Source organism: Motilibacter peucedani, from assembly GCF_003634695.1.
In the GTDB taxonomy this organism is placed as follows: domain Bacteria; phylum Actinomycetota; class Actinomycetes; order Motilibacterales; family Motilibacteraceae; genus Motilibacter; species Motilibacter peucedani.
Genome location: NZ_RBWV01000011.1, coordinates 283,525 through 298,476 on the forward strand (window position 1 = coordinate 283,525; position 14,952 = coordinate 298,476).

Genomic DNA, 14,952 nt, shown 5'->3' on the forward strand with positions numbered 1-14,952 from the left:
CCTCCCCGGGAGCACACCGTGACCACGAAGACCCCGATCGACTGGGCGGCGCGCGGCGCCGCTGCGACCGCGCGCGAGATCGAGCAGCAGCCGGCGCTGTGGCGCGAGGTCGCCGCGCAGGCGGCGGCCGGCCGCACGCGTACCGCGCAGTTCCTGAGCCCGCTGCTCGCGCTGCCCGACCTGCGCGTCGTGCTCACCGGCGCCGGCACGTCGGCCTTCGCCGGCGGCCTGCTCGCGCCCGCCCTGGCGCGTCGGCTGGGCCGCCGCGTCGAGGCAGTGGCGACCACCGACATCGTGTCGAACCCGCGCGAGGTCTTCGCCGAGGACGTGCCCACGCTGCTCGTGTCGTTCGCACGCTCGGGCGACAGCCCCGAGAGCGTGGCGGCCACGGTGCTGGCGGAGCAGTGCCTGCGCCAGGTGCACCACCTCGTCGTGACGTGCAACGCCGACGGCCAGCTGTCGAAGTCGATGGCGGGCGCCGAGCGGGCGCACGTGCTGCTCATGCCCGAGGCGTCCAACGACGAGGGCTTCGCCATGACCAGCAGCTTCACCTGCATGGTGCTGGCGACCTGGCTGGCGCTGAGCGGCGACGACGCGCAGGTCGCGGTCGTCGACCGGCTCGCCGACGCGGGCGAGCAGCTGCTGAGCGCTCGCAGCGCGGCCGTCGAGGAGCTGGCCGGCCGCGGCTACCGGCGCGTGGTCTACCTGGGCAGCGGGCCGCTGTGCGCGCTGGCCCGGGAGTCGGCGCTCAAGCTGCTCGAGCTCAGCGCCGGCACGGTCGTGAGCTACTTCGACTCGGCGCTCGGCTTCCGCCACGGCCCCAAGTCGGTGCTCGACGACAGCACGCTGACGGTGGTGTTCGTGTCGAACGACCCCTACACCCGGCAGTACGACGAGGACATCGCCGCCGAGCTGCTCAGCTCGCAGCACCCGCGCGACGTGCTCGTGGTCGCCGGCGGTCCGAGCGCCCGGCTCGACGCGCCGCAGGTGTGGTCGTTCGGGCTCGACGACGTGGCCGACCCGCTGCTCGGGCTGCCGTTCGTGGTGCTGGCCCAGCTGCTCGCGCTGCACACCTCGCTCGCGCTCGGGCTCACGCCCGACAACCCCTTCCCCGCCGGCGAGGTCAACCGGGTCGTGCAGGGCGTCACGGTGCACGAGCTCGCGGACGAGAGGCGGTAGCCGCCATCTCCCGCGTCTTCCTGGGCGTCGACGGCGGCGGCACCAAGACCGCCTTCTGCCTGCTCACCGCCGACGGTGAGGTGGCCGCTCGCCTCGACGGCCCCAGCTGCTACTACCTCACCGGCGCCGAGGAGGGACTCGACCTCGTCGTGCGGGTGCTGCGCGACGGGGTCTCCGCCGTGTGCGCGTCGGCCGGCGTCGGTCAGGAGGACGTCGCGTACGCGTTCTTCGGCCTGCCTGCCTACGGCGAGGTCAGCGGCGACCTGCCGGCGCTCGACGCCGCCGCCGGCGCGTCGCTCGGCCACGACCGCTTCGCCTGCGGCAACGACACCGTCTGCGCGTGGGCCGGCTCCCTCGGCGGCGCCGACGGCATCAACGTCGTCAGCGGCACCGGCTCCATCACCTACGGGGAGAGGGCGGGCACCGGCGTGCGCGTCGGCGGCTGGGGCGAGACGTTCGGCGACGAGGGCTCGGGCTACTGGATCGGCATCCGCGGGCTGCGCGCGTTCTCGAAGATGGCCGACGGCCGGGCGCCCGAGGGGCCGCTGCTCGGCGTGCTGCGCGAGGAGCTCGCGCTCGGCACCGACCTCGACCTCGTCGACGTAGTCCTCAACCGGTGGCGGTCCGACCGGCGCCGGATCGCGGCGCTGTCGCGTGCCGTCGTGACGGCAGCCTCGCGTGGGGACGCTGCCGCTCTCGGCATCCTCGACTCGGCGGCTGCCGAACTGGCTGCGCTGGTGGAGACGACGCGGCGCCGGCTGGGGTTCGGCGACGACGAGCTCGTGCCGGTCTCGTGGTCGGGCGGGGTGTTCTCCGCGCCGCAGGTGCGCGAGCCGTTCCTCGCCCGGCTGCGCGAGTCGCCCGCTCGCTACGACGTCCGGGAGCCCCTCGTGCCCCCGGTCCTGGGTGCCGCGCTGCACGCCGCACAGCTGGCGGGTACGCCGCTCGCCCCCTCCGCGCTCGACCGGCTTGTGGCGGGGGTGCGCGCCTCGGCGTAGGCCGCCCCCTGGCCCAGCGGTAGGAACCTCGGCTCAGCGGTAGCAAAGCCGGCCCGGCGGTAGCGCACGGGCTACCGCCGGCCCTCGTTCGCTACCGCTCAACCCTCGACGACGGCCGGAAACCGCACGGGCGGGCCCAGCGGTCCCAGCGGGGCGCGAGCGGTAGCGAGCGCATGCGAGCGGTAGCTACGGAGCTATCGCTCGCGTGCAGGAGCTACCGCTCGCCGGACACGACGCCCAGCAGGTGGGCGACGACGTCGGCGGTGCGGCGGCGCGCCTCGACGAGGTACGTGCGGGGGTCGGTCAGCCGCTCGTCGGCGGCGAGCACCTCGCGCACGGCGCCGGTGAAGGCGACGTTGAGGATCGTGCCGATGTTGACCTTGGCGATGCCGTGCGCGACGGCGGAACGCAGGTCGTCGTCGGCGACGCCGGACGACCCGTGCAGCACCAGCGGCACGTCGAGCGCGTCGCGCAGGCGGGCTATCAGCCCGTCGTCGAGCGAGGCGGTGCGCGAGGTCATGGCGTGCGAGCTGCCGACCGCGACGGCGAGGGCGTCGACGCCGGTGGCCGCGACGTAAGACTGCGCCTCCTCCGGCTTCGTGCGCACCCCCGGCGCGTGGGCGCCGTCCTTGCCGCCGATCTCGCCGAGCTCGGCCTCGAGCCACAGGCCGTGCCCGTGCGCCCACTGCGCGGCCGAGCGGGTCGCTGCCACGTTGTCGTCGTAGGCCAGCTTCGAGGCGTCGAACATCACCGAGCTGAAGCCTGCCTCGGCCGTGCGGTGCAGCAGGTGCACGTCCTCGACGTGGTCGAGGTGCAGGGCGACGGGCACCTCGGCGGCCTCGGCGGCGGCCCGGCAGGCGGCGGCGAGCGGCAGGACGGCGCCGCCGTGGTAGCGCACCGCGTTCTCGCTGACCTGCACGACCACCGGCGAGCCGGCCGTCCGGGCGCCGAGCACGACGGCCTCGACGTGCTCGAGCGTGATGACGTTGAACGCGGCGGCGGCCGCGCCCCGGTCGCGCGCGCCCGCGACGACCTCGGCGGTGGTGACGAGCGGCACGAGCCCTCCAGCCCCTAGACGACGACTCTTGACAGCGAGCCCAACGGAACCCAACGATATCCACGCACTCGCAACGCGACAAGCCCCGGAGGACGGCGTGGACGACCTGCTCGTCGGCCTCGACGTGGGCACCAGCTCGGTCAAGGCGGTCGCGCTCACGTCCGACGGCGTCGAGCGAGCGGCCGCCTCCGCACCGGTGACCTGGACGGTCAGCGGCGAGCGGACCGAGCTCGACGCGTACGCGCTGGTGGCCTCGGTCACCGCCGCCCTCGGCGACCTGCTCGTGCAGGTCCCCGGACGCCGGGTCTCGGCGCTCGGCGTCGCGAGCATGGCGGAGTCGGGCGTGCTGCTCGACCGGGCCGGCGAGCCGCTCGGCCCGTTGGTCGCCTGGCACGACCGGCGCGACGTCGCTCTGGTGCCGCAGCTGGACCGGGCGCTCGGCGAGGGCCGCTTCTCCTCGCGCACGGGGCTGCCGCTCTGGCCGCAGTGGAGCCTGACCAAGCACCGCTGGCTTCTCGACCACGCCGGCGTCGGCGCCGCGGTGCGCCGGCTCGACGTCGCTGCGTGGGTGGTGCGGGCGCTGGGCGGCGATGAGGGCTCGGAGCTCTCGCTGGCCTCCCGCACGGGCTGGCTCGACCTGCGGGCCCGTGCCTGGTGGGACGAGGCGCTGGCCTGGAGCGGCGGCGACCGCGCGCTGCTCGCCCCGCTGGTCGAGGCGGGGACGCCGCTGGGCACGGCCGGCACCACCGTGCCGGGGCTGGCGGGCGCGGTCCTGACCGTCGCCGGGCACGACCACCAGGCCGCCGTCGTGGGCGTCGGCGCCACGGGCCCGGGCGCGGAGCTCGACTCGTGCGGGAGCGCGGAGGCGCTGGTGCGTACGGTGTCCCCCGACCTCCCCGACGCCGCGGTCCGCGAGCTGGCGGGCGCCGGCACCACCGTGGGCTGGCACGCCCTGGCCGGCAGCTGGTGCCTGCTCGGAGGCACGCAGGGCGGGCTGGCGCTCCGGGGTGTGCTGACGGTGCTCGGCCGGACCCAGGCCGACGTCCCAGCGCTCGACGCCGAGGCCATGGCGCTGACCTGCACCTCGGTCCGGCTCGACCTGGCCGACCCGACGAGGCCGGTGGTGCTCGAGGGAGCCGGGCGTCCCGAGGCCGAGGTGTGGCGGGCGGCGCTCGACACCGTCACAGCGGAGGCCGCCGCAGTGCGCGGGCGGATGACGGCCGTCGCAGGCGAGCCGACCCGCACGGTCGCGGCCGGCGGGTGGAGCCGGAGCACCGGCCTGATGGAGCGCAAGCGCGCGCTGCTCGGACCACTGGAGACCAGTCCGGTCCGGGAGCCCGGTGCGCGGGGCGCCGCCCTGCTGGCGGGCGTCGCCGGCGGGGTCTACGCGTCGACCGACGACCTGCCTCCGGTGCCGTCATGAGTGCAACACCGGCGCGCGGTCTCTACTCGCTCGAGCGGCAGCAGGCGGCACTGGCGCTGCTCGCCGAGCGCGGGCGCCTCGACGCCGCCGAGCTGGCCGCGCACCTCGGCGTCACGACCGAGACGGTCCGGCGCGACCTCATCGCCCTCGAGCGCGAGGGCCGGCTGCGCCGGGTGCACGGCGGCGCCGTACCCCTGCACGGTCTCGACTTCGAGCCGGCCGTGGCCGCCCGCACCGGTGCTGCCGAGGAGAAGGAGCGCATCGCCCGCGCCGCGCTCGCGCACCTCCCCCGCGGCGGCTCGGTCCTGCTCGACGCCGGCTCGACCGTGCAGCGGCTGGCCGAGCTGCTGCCCGCCGACGCCGAGCTGCGGGTCTTCACCGGCGCGCTGCCGGTGGCCACGGTGCTGCTCGCACGCCCGGGCACCGAGGTCCACCTGCTGGGCGGCCGTGTGCGGCGCACCACCCTCACCTCCGTCGACGAGTGGGCCGTACGCGCGCTGCAGGAGCTCAACGTCGACGTCGCCTTCCTCGGCACCAACGGCATCTCGGCGGCACGCGGGTGCACGACTCCCGACCCCGCCGAGGCGGCGGTCAAGCGGGCGATGCTCGGCGCAGCGCGTCGCCGCGTGCTGCTCGCAGACTCGGGGAAGGTCGGCGCGGTGAGCAGCCACCAGCACGCCGCGCTCGCCGACATCGACCTGCTCGTCACGGACACCGGCCTCGCGGGCGAGGCCCTCGACGACGTGCGGGCCACCGGACTCGCGCTGGAGCGGGTGTGATCGCCACCGTCACGGCCAACCCCAGCATCGACCTCACCTACGAGCTCGACGCGCTGGCCCGCGGCGAGCTGCACCGCGCCCGGGTGCTGCACGTCGAGCCCAGCGGCAAGGGGGTCAACGTCGCCCGCGCTCTGCTCGCCAACGGCCTCGCCGCCCGGGCGGTGCTCCCCACGGGCGGCCCCGCCGGAGCGCAGCTGCAGGCGCTGCTCGCGGCCGAGCAGGTGCCGGCGTTGACGGTGCCTGTCGCCGGTGGGACCCGGGTCAACGTCACGCTCGCCGAGCCCGGCGGGCTGGCGACCAAGGTCAACGCCCCCGGCCCTGCGCTCACCGCCGACGAGGTGGAGGCGCTGGTGACCGCGGTGGCCCGCGCTGCCGCGGACGCGGACACGGTGGTCGTCTCGGGGAGCCTGCCGCCGGGCGCAGAGCCCGCACTGGTCGCCCGGCTCTGCCGCGCGGCCGCCTCATCAGGTGCGAGGGTCGCCCTCGACACCAGCGGGCCCGGCCTGCTGGCGGGGCTCGAGGCCCGCCCGCACGTCGTCAAGCCCAACCTGGACGAGCTCGCCGAGGCGACCGGCGGGCGGGCCGCGACGTGGGGCGAGGTCGAGGCCGCCGCCCGCACTCTGCTGGCCGCCGGCGCCGGCAGCGCCCTGATCTCAGCAGGCGCGGAGGGCGCGCTGCTCGTCGGTGGGAGCGGTACGTGGCTCGCCCGCGTGCGCGTCGCGTCGCCGCTCAGCACGGTGGGCGCCGGCGACGCACTGCTCGCGGGGTTCGTCGCCGCTGGCGGCGACGGTCCGGAGGCGTTGCGCGAGGCGGTCGCGTGGGCGGGCGCCGCGCTCCTGGAGCCGGGCAGCCGCGTACCCCTCGTCACCGACGCGCACCGTCGCGCGGTCGAGCTCGCCGACCCTCCTCCGCCGCACACCGCTCTGAGAGGCGCCTCGTGATCCTCACCGTCACCCTCAACCCGGCGTGGGACCTCACCTGGTCGGTCGACTCCCTCGCCGTGGGCGGCACCAACCGGGTGCAGCAGTCGAGCGGCCGCGCCGGCGGCAAGGGCGTGAACGTCAGCCGCGTGCTCCGGCAGATGGGCGCACCGACCGTCGCGACCGGCGTCGTGGGCGGCGCCCCAGGGCAACGGCTGCTCGAGGACCTCGACTCGTCGGGCACGCCGCACCGCATGCTGGTCGACGACAGCGTCGAGACCCGCAGCACCCTCGCAGTCCGCGAGACCGACGGCCGCGTCACCATCCTCAACGAACCCGGGCCTGTGGGTCCGGCCGAGCTCTGGGCCCGCTGGCTCTCCCACCTCGACGCCCTGCTGCACGAGGTGGCTCTCGTGGTCTGCTCAGGCAGCCTGCCGCCGTGGGCACCGGAGGACGCGTACGCAGTGGTGACCCGCCGCGCGCACGCGGCGAGATTGCGGTGCATCGTCGACGCCGACGGCGCAGCGCTGCGCGCAGCGCTGCCCGCGGGGCCGGACCTGGTGAAGCCCAACGAGGAAGAGCTGCTCCGCGCGACCGGCGGGCCGGACGTGCGAGCAGCGGGAGCCACGGCTCTCAGCCAGGGCGCGCAGCGCGTGGTGGTGTCACGTGGTCCGCAGGGCCTGCTGGCGGTCGACAGCACCGGCACGTGGGAGGCCCGGCCGCCCGCGCTCCAGCCGGTGAACCCCACAGGTGCAGGCGACGCTGCCGTCGCCGCCCTCGCCGTCGGTCTCGTGGCCGAGGAACCGTGGCCCGACGTGCTGCGCCGCGCGGTCGCATGGTCGGCTGCGGCCGTGCTCCACCCGGCAGCGGGAACCGTCGAAGCCTCCGCCGTCGAGCGCCTCACCGCCGCGACGGAGGTCCGGCAGGTCGGCTAGCGACCGCGCGTGACCGTCCCGGCGCCGGAGATCACGTCGGCGGCGATGTCGCGCAGCTTGCGGTTGGTCACCGAAGAGGCGCGCACCAGCACGTCGAAGGCCTCGTCGACGCTGATGCCGCGCTGCGCAGCGACGTACCCCTTGGCCTGCTCGATGACCGCGCGGGTCGCCATGGCCTGGCGCATCTGGTCGGCGGTGGCCGTCGAGCTGGCGTAGAGGTGGGCGTTCGCGACCGCGACCCCGGCGTAGCCCGCGAAGGTCTCGACCACGGCCACGGTGGCGTCGTCGAAGGTCTCCGGCGAGGTGCTGTAGAGGTTGAGGCCGCCGGCCACGTCGCTCTGCATCGGCAGCGGCACCGACATCGAGCTGCGCACGCCGTGCTTGCGCGCGTTGGCCACGAACAGCGGCCAGCGGTCCACCTCGTCGGCCATGTCGTCGACCCTCGTGGTGGTCCCGGCTTGGACGGCGTCGAGGCAGGGACCGCGGCCCTCGGCGTACTGCGCCTCGTCGAGCTCGCGCGCCAGTTGCCCGGTCGACACGGGGGTGCGCCCTCCCCGGAGATCGATCAGGGTCACCGACACCTCGGCGTGCCCCGGCACCGTCTCAGCGGCCAGCTCCGCCACCCGCTGCAGGACCTGGACGAGGTCGCTCGTGGCGAGATCGATGCGCGCCAGCTCGGCGAAGGCCGGGCCGGCCGGGCTGTCCTGCGGGACGGACATGCGAGCGCTCCTGTCGGCAGCTGGCGTGCGGGCACGCATCGGGACGACGAGCCTAGCCGCTCACCCCTGCTGCGCCCAGTCGCCGAGTGCCCAGTCGCGGACCTCCGGCATGTCCTCGAGGTGCTCCACCACGTAGGCCTCGTGCTCGGCCAGCTTGGCCTCGCACCACGCCTTCAGGTCGCTGGCTCCCTGCGGCAGCCGGCGGGCGTTGTTGAGCGCGTCGATGACCAGGTGGTATCTCGAGGCCTTGTTGCGCACCACCATGTCGAAGGGCGTGGTGGTCGTGCCCTCCTCGATGAACCCGCGGACGTGGAAGCGGTCGGCGTCGGGCCGGCCGTGCACGAGCTGGTGGATGGCCCCCGGGAAGCCGTGGAACGCGAAGACGACGTCCTTGTGGTCGGTGAACAGCTCGCGGAACGCCATGGCGTCCATGCCGTGGGGGTGCTCCCGAGGGCGGCGCAGCCGCATGACGTCGACGACGTTGACCACACGGGTGCGGAAGCTGGGCAGGTGCTCCTCGAGGATCTGCGCCGCCGCGACCGTCTCCATGGTCACCACGTCACCCGCGCACGCGAGGATGATGTCCGGGTCGGTCGTGCCGTCGTCGGTGCCGGCCCACTGCCACATGCCGGCGCCCTTGGCGCAGTGCTCGACCGCGTCGTCGATGGAGAGCCACTGCAGCTGCGGCTGCTTGTCGATCACGATGAGGTTCACGTAGGACCGTGAGCGCAGGCAGTGGTCGGCCACCGACAGCAGGCAGTTGGCGTCCGGCGGGAAGTAGATGCGCGAGACGTCCGAGCGCTGGGTCAGCGCCACCTGGATGAGGCCGGGCCCCTGGTGGGAGAAGCCGTTGTGGTCGTTGCGCCACGCGGTCGAGGTCAGCAGGATGTTGAGGCTCGGCACCTTGGCCCGCCACGGCAGGTGCGCCGCCTCCTCGAGCCACTTGCCGTGCTGCACCGTCTGCGACGCGCTCACCATCGCGAAGGCCTCGTAGGTCGCGAACATCCCGTGCCGGCCGGTGAGGGTGTAGCCCTCGAGCCAGCCGTGGCAGTTGTGCTCCGAGAGCACCTCCATCACGCGGCCGTCGTGGCTCAGCGCGGTGTCGTCGTCGTGCACCTCCTCCATGAAGGCGCGGTCAGAGGCCGCGAAGACCGGTCCGAGCCGGTTGCTGTTGGTCTCGTCCGGGCAGAAGAGCCGGAACCGGTCGCCGTTGGCGCGGTAGACGTCGCGGAGCATCTCGCCCAGCCGACGCGTCGACTCGGCCTTCGTGACAGCCGGCTGCGCGACCTCGATCGCGTAGTCGCGGAAGTCCGGCAGGTCGAGGTCCTTCGTGAGCACCCCGCCGTTGGCGTGCGGGCTGGCGCTCATCCGCAGGTCGCCGGCCGGCCCGAAGCCGAGGACGCCCTCCACCGGGCGCCCGGTCTCGTCGAAGAGCTCCTCCGGGCGGTAGGAGCGCAGCCACTCCTCCAGCAGCTTCAGGTGCTCCGGGTTGTCGCGCGCCGGAGAGCGGGACCTGGTGCGAGCGCCAGGTGCCGGTGACCGTGACCCCGTCGACCGTCTGCGGGCCGGTCCAGCCCTTCGGCGAGCGCAGCACGATGAGGGGCCAGCGCGGCCGGGTGCCGTCCCAGTCACCGCCGCGGGCGGCCGCCTGGATGGCGGTGATGCGGGAGTACGCGGTGGCCAGCGCCTCCGCGAAGCGCACGTGCATGCCCGGCAGGTCGGAGCCCTCGACCTCGATCACGTCGTAGCCGTGTCCCTCGAGCAGCCTGCGCACCTCCTCCCGGGGCTTGCGGCCGAGCACCGTCGGGCCGGCGATCTTGGCGCCGTTGAGGTGCAGCACGGGCAGGACCGCCCCGTCGCGCGCGGGGTTGATGAACGAGACGCCCTTCCACGAGCCCTCGAGCGGCCCGGTCTCGGCCTCGCCGTCGCCCACGACGGCCAGCGCGAGCAGGTCGGGGTTGTCCATCACGGCGCCGAAGGCGTGCACGAGCACGTAGCCGAGCTCGCCGCCCTCGTGGATGGAGCCGGGCGTCGTCACCGACACGTGGCTCGGGATGCCGCCGGGCGAGGAGAACTGGCGGAACAGCCGGGTCAGGCCGGCCTCGTCCTGCGTCACCCGCGGGTAGGTCTCGGTGTAGGTGCCCTCGAGGTAGCCGGCGGCCACCAGAGCGGGGCCGCCGTGGCCGGGTCCGGCGAGGTAGACGGCCTGCTGGCCGGTGCGTGCGATGAGCCGCGAGAGGTGCGCGTAGACGAACGAGAGGCCCGGGCTGGTGCCCCAGTGGCCGAGCAGCCGCGGCTTGATGTGCTCGGGCGACAGCGGCTCGCGCAGGAGCGGGTTCGCCTGCAGGTAGATCTGGCCGATGGTGAGGTAGTTGGCGGCGCGCCACCACGCGTCGAGGGTGGCGACCTCGTCGTCGGTGATGGTCGCGAGGTCCTGGTCGAGCGCTGTCGTCACTGTCGCGTCCTCCGCTGGCGTCGTCGGGGAGTGCACCGTTGCACCACCACTCTGGCCCGGGCAGTTGGTCCGAGGCGCGGGACCCGGGTCCCCCGCAGGCGTGACCAACGTCCCGACCCTAGGGGCGGATGCGCCCTGCCAGCCAGGGTGCCGCAGACCCAGCATGGGAGGAAAGCCCCAAGGAGGACACGTGCACGACCGCACCACGACCGACCCGCACGCTCGCTGGGTCGACGTCTACGAGCAGGGCGGCCACGCGTACCTCGTCGTCCGCGACCGCAACGGTGTGGCGGAGATGCTCTGCATCGCCAGCGGGAACGAGGCACGCGTCCGTTCGGCCGTGTCCCGCGGCGACGTGTCCGTGCTCGACTCGCTGCGGGAGCAGTGCCGGCACCACGGAGGGGGCCGGCCCGCGACGCGGACCGGCCCCCTCTGCTGCACGCCCCCTCCGGGACTGCGTAGCCCTTCCTAGCGACCCGTGACCCGCAGGACGGTCACCGAGTTCGCGGGCAGGCTCAGCCGGGTGCTCGTGCCGAGCCCCGTCACCTGACGCGTCGTCGGCGTCACCGCCTCCGGCGCAGCCAGCGTGTTGCGCGTGGCCGCGTCACCGGTGAGCTGGGTGAGGGTCCCCGTGCCGTCGATCGACGCGACGTCGGTGAACCGGAGCCGCGCCGACTGGACCTGGTTGCTCGGGTTGACCAGCTTGACGTAGAACGTCGTGCCCTTGCTGGTGGTCGTCGAGCTCACGGTCTGGCGCAGCACTCCGGCGCCGGTGATGCGGCTCCCGACGACGTGCTGGCCGAGGTTGTTGCTGAACATCTGCTCGACCCAGTAGGACGGCGAGCCGTAGCTCGAGCCCGCGTCCAGGCCGATGAGGTTGGTGCCCCAGTTGGACTGGTTCTCGTTGACGAGGATCGGTGCGTACATGCTCCCGATCACGATGTCGCTGTTGCGCTCGAGGCCGGTGAGGAACGCCGCCTCACCGACTGCGGACGCCAGGGTCCCCGTGGGCTGGCCGTCCTGCGCGCCGTACTCGCCGACCAGGATCTGCGGTCCGCTGCGGTCGGCCTGGTCGTAGCGGGTCGACGCGTCCGTGAACCACTGCGGCGAGTTGTAGTAGTGGTCGTCGGCCACGTCGGGCGTGCGGCCCGTCGCGGTCGAGCTGGCCGCCCCTCCCTGCAGGCCACCGGTCGTCGAGATGACCTTGAGCTGCGGGTAGGCCGCCTTGATGGCGTCGTACATGCGGCTGAAGCGCCACGCGTAGCTGCCCGAGCCGTCGAACCAGTCCTCGTTGCCCACCTCGACGTAGTGCAGGTCGAAGGGCTTCGGGTGGCCGTCGGCCGCCCGCTTCGCACCCCAGGTCGTCGAGGTGTCACCGATGGCGTACTCGATCTCGTCGAGCGCCGAGTCGATGTAGGGCTGGTAGTCGGCCTCGCTGACGTGCTGGCCGTTGAGCGTGTAGCCCGCGAACAGCGCGAGGTCGGGCTGGGCGCCGAGGTCCTCGGCCATCTCGAGGTACTCGAGGATGCCCATGCCGTCGGAGGACCAGTAGCCCCAGGCGGTGTTCTGGTGCCCGGGCCGCTCGTCGACGGGGCCGATCGTCGTCTTCCAGTCGAAGTGGGTGGCGAGGTCGTTGCCCTCGAGGTAGTTGCCGCCCGGCACCCGGAAGAGGCCGGGCTTCAGCGCCGCCAGCTTCTCCATGAGGTCCACCCGCAGCCCGTGGTTCTTGTAGGTCGGGGGGAAGAGCGAGACCTGCGAGACCCACACGGCCGAGCCGCTGATGGGCTTCTTGCCGGAGTTCACCAGCGAGACCACGACCCGGTTGTCGGTCGAGGACGCGATGCCGCTCGGCGTCTTCAGGGTGAAGGTCCGCTTGTTCCACGCAGTGCCGACACCGCTGAGCTTCTTCGAGGCGACCACGGTGCCGTCGGGCTTCTCGAGGCTGACGCGCACGTCACCCTTCCAGCCGCTCGCGGCCTTCACCGACACCGAGCCCTTGTAGGAGGTCGACGGGTCGACCTCGATCCCGTAGAAGCCCACGTTGCTCGCCGCGATGCGGCCGCCCACGGGCAGCGTGGCGACGGAGAACTTGAGGCTGCGGTCGATCGCGGAGTTGAGCGGAGTCGTCCGGTCGACGGCGTAGGAGCCGGTGGCCCCTCCTGCGGTGCTGAGCTCCCAGTAGGGGACGGGGAAGTCTCCGGCGCCGCTGCCGCCCTGGTAGGACTCCTTGAACGAGCGGTTGCGCACCAGCTCGGCGTAGAGACCACCCTCGACGGAGTGGCTGATGTCCTCGAGGATGAGGCCGTAGGTGGTCTTGCGCGTGGTCGCGCGGATGTCGGTGGCGTCGACGGTGATCGCGTTGGCCCCCGCAAGGACCGCTACCTGCTCAGCGGTCAGGGCGTAGCGCACGACCTGGACCTCGTCGACCGCCCCGGAGAGGAACGGCGCAGACCCGCTGGCGCTGCCGATGGTGAACGACGCCGCCGAGTCGCCGGATGCGCCCGCGCACATGGAGATGTCGAGGCCGTCGCTCGCTCCGGCGCCGCACGAACCCGCCGAGGGGACGAGCGGCGATGCGGTGCCGTCGAGGTAGACGCGCAGTCGGCCGGCGGACCGGTCGACCACTGCTACCACGTCATGCCAGTCGCCGTCGGCCAGGCCGCCGTCGGCCGTCGTGCCCGAGATCGCCGACGCGCCGGAGCCCAGCCGCACGGTCACCTTGCCGCCGGAGACGGCGATCGCGTAGCCGTCGGTGGCGGTTCCCTTCGCCAGTAGCGTCTGGGGTGCGCTCGAGGTGGTCCTCACCCAGGCGTTGACCGACGCGCTGCCCGTGCCGAGGTCGAGACCGGGCGAGTCGGCGACGGTGATGTCGGCGCCGCCCGTGAGCGCGACGGCCTTGCCGACCGCGCCGGTCGTCCAGGTGGCGCCGGCGCCCCGCAGCGTGCCGTCCGCCCCGTTGGGCGAGCTGTCCTTCGCCAGCGTGCCGGCACCCTCGTCGAGGTGCCACTGCCCGGAGGTCGCAAGGCTCGACGCCGTCGCGGCGTCCATGGCGAAGGGGTAGGTGCGTACGTCGTCGACCGCGCCGCTCCAGAAGTCGGCCGGGCCGCCGTACTTGCCACGGCCGACCACCAGGTGGCCGGTCGCCCGCCAGGTCGAGGGCACGGAGACCGTCGACTGCTTGGTGCCGTTGACGAACAGGGTGACCGTGCCGGCCACCGAGTCGTAGACGCCGACCAGGTGGTACCACACGCCGGTCGAGGCGGTCGTCGTCGCACTGGCCACCGAGGCCGCGGCCGCCGTGGAGTCGGAGGCCAGCTTGGTGAACGCGAAGCGGCCGTCACCGCGGCGCTGCAGGAAGAAGCCGCTCACCTGGTCGCCGTCGACGCTCACCGCCGTGCGGAAGCCGTCGGGGTCGTCGGCGCGGACCCATGCCGCCACCGAGAAGCTCTGGGAGGTGTTGACCTCGGGACCGGGCGTGTCGACGTAGGCGCTGGTGCCGTTGAACGCCACGCCGCTCGGGCCGACGACGCCGGGGGTCCAGGACGCTCCGCCGGTCAGCGTGCCGGTGGCGTCGGCCAGCGAGTCGTCGGCCGCAGTGGTGCCGCTGCCCTCGTCGAAGCGCCAGGTGCCCGTGGTGGCGAGCTGGGCGACCTGGCCGGCGGTGAGCGCGGAGGACCAGGCGCGTACGTCGTCGACGCTGCCGTTGACGAAGTCGACCGGGTTGCCGGCGTACTTGCCACGTCCGACGACCAGGTGGCCGCCGGCGCTCCACGACGGGGGAGCCGCCGTCGTGGCCTGGAGGCGGCCGTTGACGTAGAGGGAGAGGGTGCCCGCGGCGGCGTCCTTGACGCCGGTCAGCTGGTACCACTGTCCGGCCACGGGGTCGAAGCTGCCGCCGGGGAAGGCAGGCGCGCCCTGCGCGGCGTCAGTGGGCAGCTGCACGAAGGCGAAGCGGTTGGTGTCGCCCCGCAGCCCGAGGAAGAACCCGCTCACCTGCGCGCCGTCGACGCTGACGACCGTCTGGTAGCCGCCGACGGTGACGAGCTTGACCCACGTGCTCACGGTGAAGGACCCGCCGGTGTCGATCACCGGCTCGCCCGCGTCGGCGAACTGGCCGTTGCCGTCGAGCTGGAGGGCCGACTGGCCCTGGATGCCGCTCGCCCAGGTGGCACCGCCCTGCAGGCTGACCGGCGAGGTGCCCACGGTGTCGGCCGAGGTGGTGCCGCTGCCCTCCTCGAAGGTCCAGCGGCTGAGCGGGGAGGGACCGGTCGCCGCGGACGCGACACCGGGGCCGCCGAGCGCGGCGGTCAGGCCGCCGGCGAGCACGGAGCCGACGGCGAGAGCAGCGACGGAGCGCCTGCTGCGGCTCCTGGGGGGACGGGTGGGACGGGGCACGGCGCACTCCTTCGTGACGGGCCGGACAGCGGTCCCGACTGCTCCACCACTCCGTGTGAGCGTTAACAAGTGCGGTTCGACACGGTACCTGC

10 protein-coding genes and 1 pseudogene are annotated in these 14,952 nt (G+C 73.8%); 7 read left to right on the top strand and 4 right to left on the bottom strand.

Annotated features, from left to right (window positions below; translation table 11 throughout):
* The first annotated feature begins 18 nt into the window (after positions 1-18).
* Both CLV35_RS09645 and CLV35_RS09650 read left to right on the top strand, forming a co-directional pair.
* Positions 19-1,179: an SIS domain-containing protein gene (locus CLV35_RS09645; protein ID WP_121193251.1), complete on the top strand. Its 1,161-nt coding sequence runs from the start codon at positions 19-21 to the stop codon at positions 1,177-1,179.
* A 5-nt stretch (positions 1,180-1,184) separates the two neighbouring features.
* Positions 1,185-2,177 carry an N-acetylglucosamine kinase gene (locus CLV35_RS09650; RefSeq protein ID WP_121193514.1) on the top strand — a complete coding sequence of 331 codons (993 nt, stop codon included), beginning with the start codon at positions 1,185-1,187 and terminating at the stop codon, positions 2,175-2,177.
* A gap of 214 nt (positions 2,178-2,391) precedes the next feature.
* On the opposite strand, the gene CLV35_RS09655 is transcribed toward CLV35_RS09650, so the two are convergent.
* Positions 2,392-3,234, bottom strand: coding sequence for a class II fructose-bisphosphate aldolase (locus CLV35_RS09655; RefSeq protein ID WP_121193252.1), 843 nt, complete (start codon positions 3,232-3,234; stop codon positions 2,392-2,394).
* 97 nt (positions 3,235-3,331) lie between these two features.
* Between CLV35_RS09655 and CLV35_RS09660 the strand changes: the two genes are divergently transcribed.
* The 4 genes from CLV35_RS09660 to CLV35_RS09675 are packed head-to-tail and all read left to right on the top strand — an operon-like array spanning position 3,332 to position 7,291.
* A complete protein-coding gene (locus tag CLV35_RS09660; protein ID WP_183061892.1) occupies positions 3,332-4,657 on the top strand; it encodes an FGGY-family carbohydrate kinase in 1,326 nt (441 codons plus the stop codon).
* Complete coding sequence (locus CLV35_RS09665) at positions 4,654-5,436, top strand: DeoR/GlpR family DNA-binding transcription regulator (RefSeq protein WP_121193254.1); 783 nt, start codon at positions 4,654-4,656, stop codon at positions 5,434-5,436. The genes CLV35_RS09660 and CLV35_RS09665 overlap by 4 nt, the downstream gene beginning before the upstream one ends.
* Complete coding sequence (locus CLV35_RS09670) at positions 5,433-6,377, top strand: 1-phosphofructokinase family hexose kinase (protein ID WP_121193255.1); 945 nt, start codon at positions 5,433-5,435, stop codon at positions 6,375-6,377. Before CLV35_RS09665 ends, CLV35_RS09670 begins: the two co-directional genes overlap by 4 nt.
* Positions 6,374-7,291, top strand: a complete 918-nt coding sequence (locus CLV35_RS09675; RefSeq protein WP_121193256.1) for a 1-phosphofructokinase family hexose kinase — start codon at positions 6,374-6,376, stop codon at positions 7,289-7,291. Before CLV35_RS09670 ends, CLV35_RS09675 begins: the two co-directional genes overlap by 4 nt.
* Here the strand turns inward: CLV35_RS09675 and CLV35_RS09680 are convergent.
* Together CLV35_RS09680 and CLV35_RS21005 are read right to left on the bottom strand one after the other, a co-directional pair.
* On the bottom strand, positions 7,288-8,010 hold the full coding sequence (locus tag CLV35_RS09680) for a GAF and ANTAR domain-containing protein (protein WP_121193257.1): 723 nt from the start codon (positions 8,008-8,010) through the stop codon (positions 7,288-7,290). The two genes, CLV35_RS09675 and CLV35_RS09680, sit on opposite strands and share 4 nt — an antisense overlap.
* Before the next feature lie 60 nt (positions 8,011-8,070).
* A pseudogene (locus CLV35_RS21005) lies at positions 8,071-10,432 on the bottom strand (phosphoketolase family protein).
* Positions 10,433-10,655: 223 nt separating this feature from the next.
* Between CLV35_RS21005 and CLV35_RS09690 the strand changes: the two are divergent.
* Positions 10,656-10,937: a hypothetical protein gene (locus CLV35_RS09690; RefSeq protein WP_121193258.1), complete on the top strand. Its 282-nt coding sequence runs from the start codon at positions 10,656-10,658 to the stop codon at positions 10,935-10,937.
* On the opposite strand, the gene CLV35_RS09695 is transcribed toward CLV35_RS09690, so the two are convergent.
* On the bottom strand, positions 10,934-14,860 hold the full coding sequence (locus CLV35_RS09695; protein WP_231121680.1) for a LamG-like jellyroll fold domain-containing protein: 3,927 nt from the start codon (positions 14,858-14,860) through the stop codon (positions 10,934-10,936). The two genes, CLV35_RS09690 and CLV35_RS09695, sit on opposite strands and share 4 nt — an antisense overlap.
* Positions 14,861-14,952: the final 92 nt, after the last annotated feature.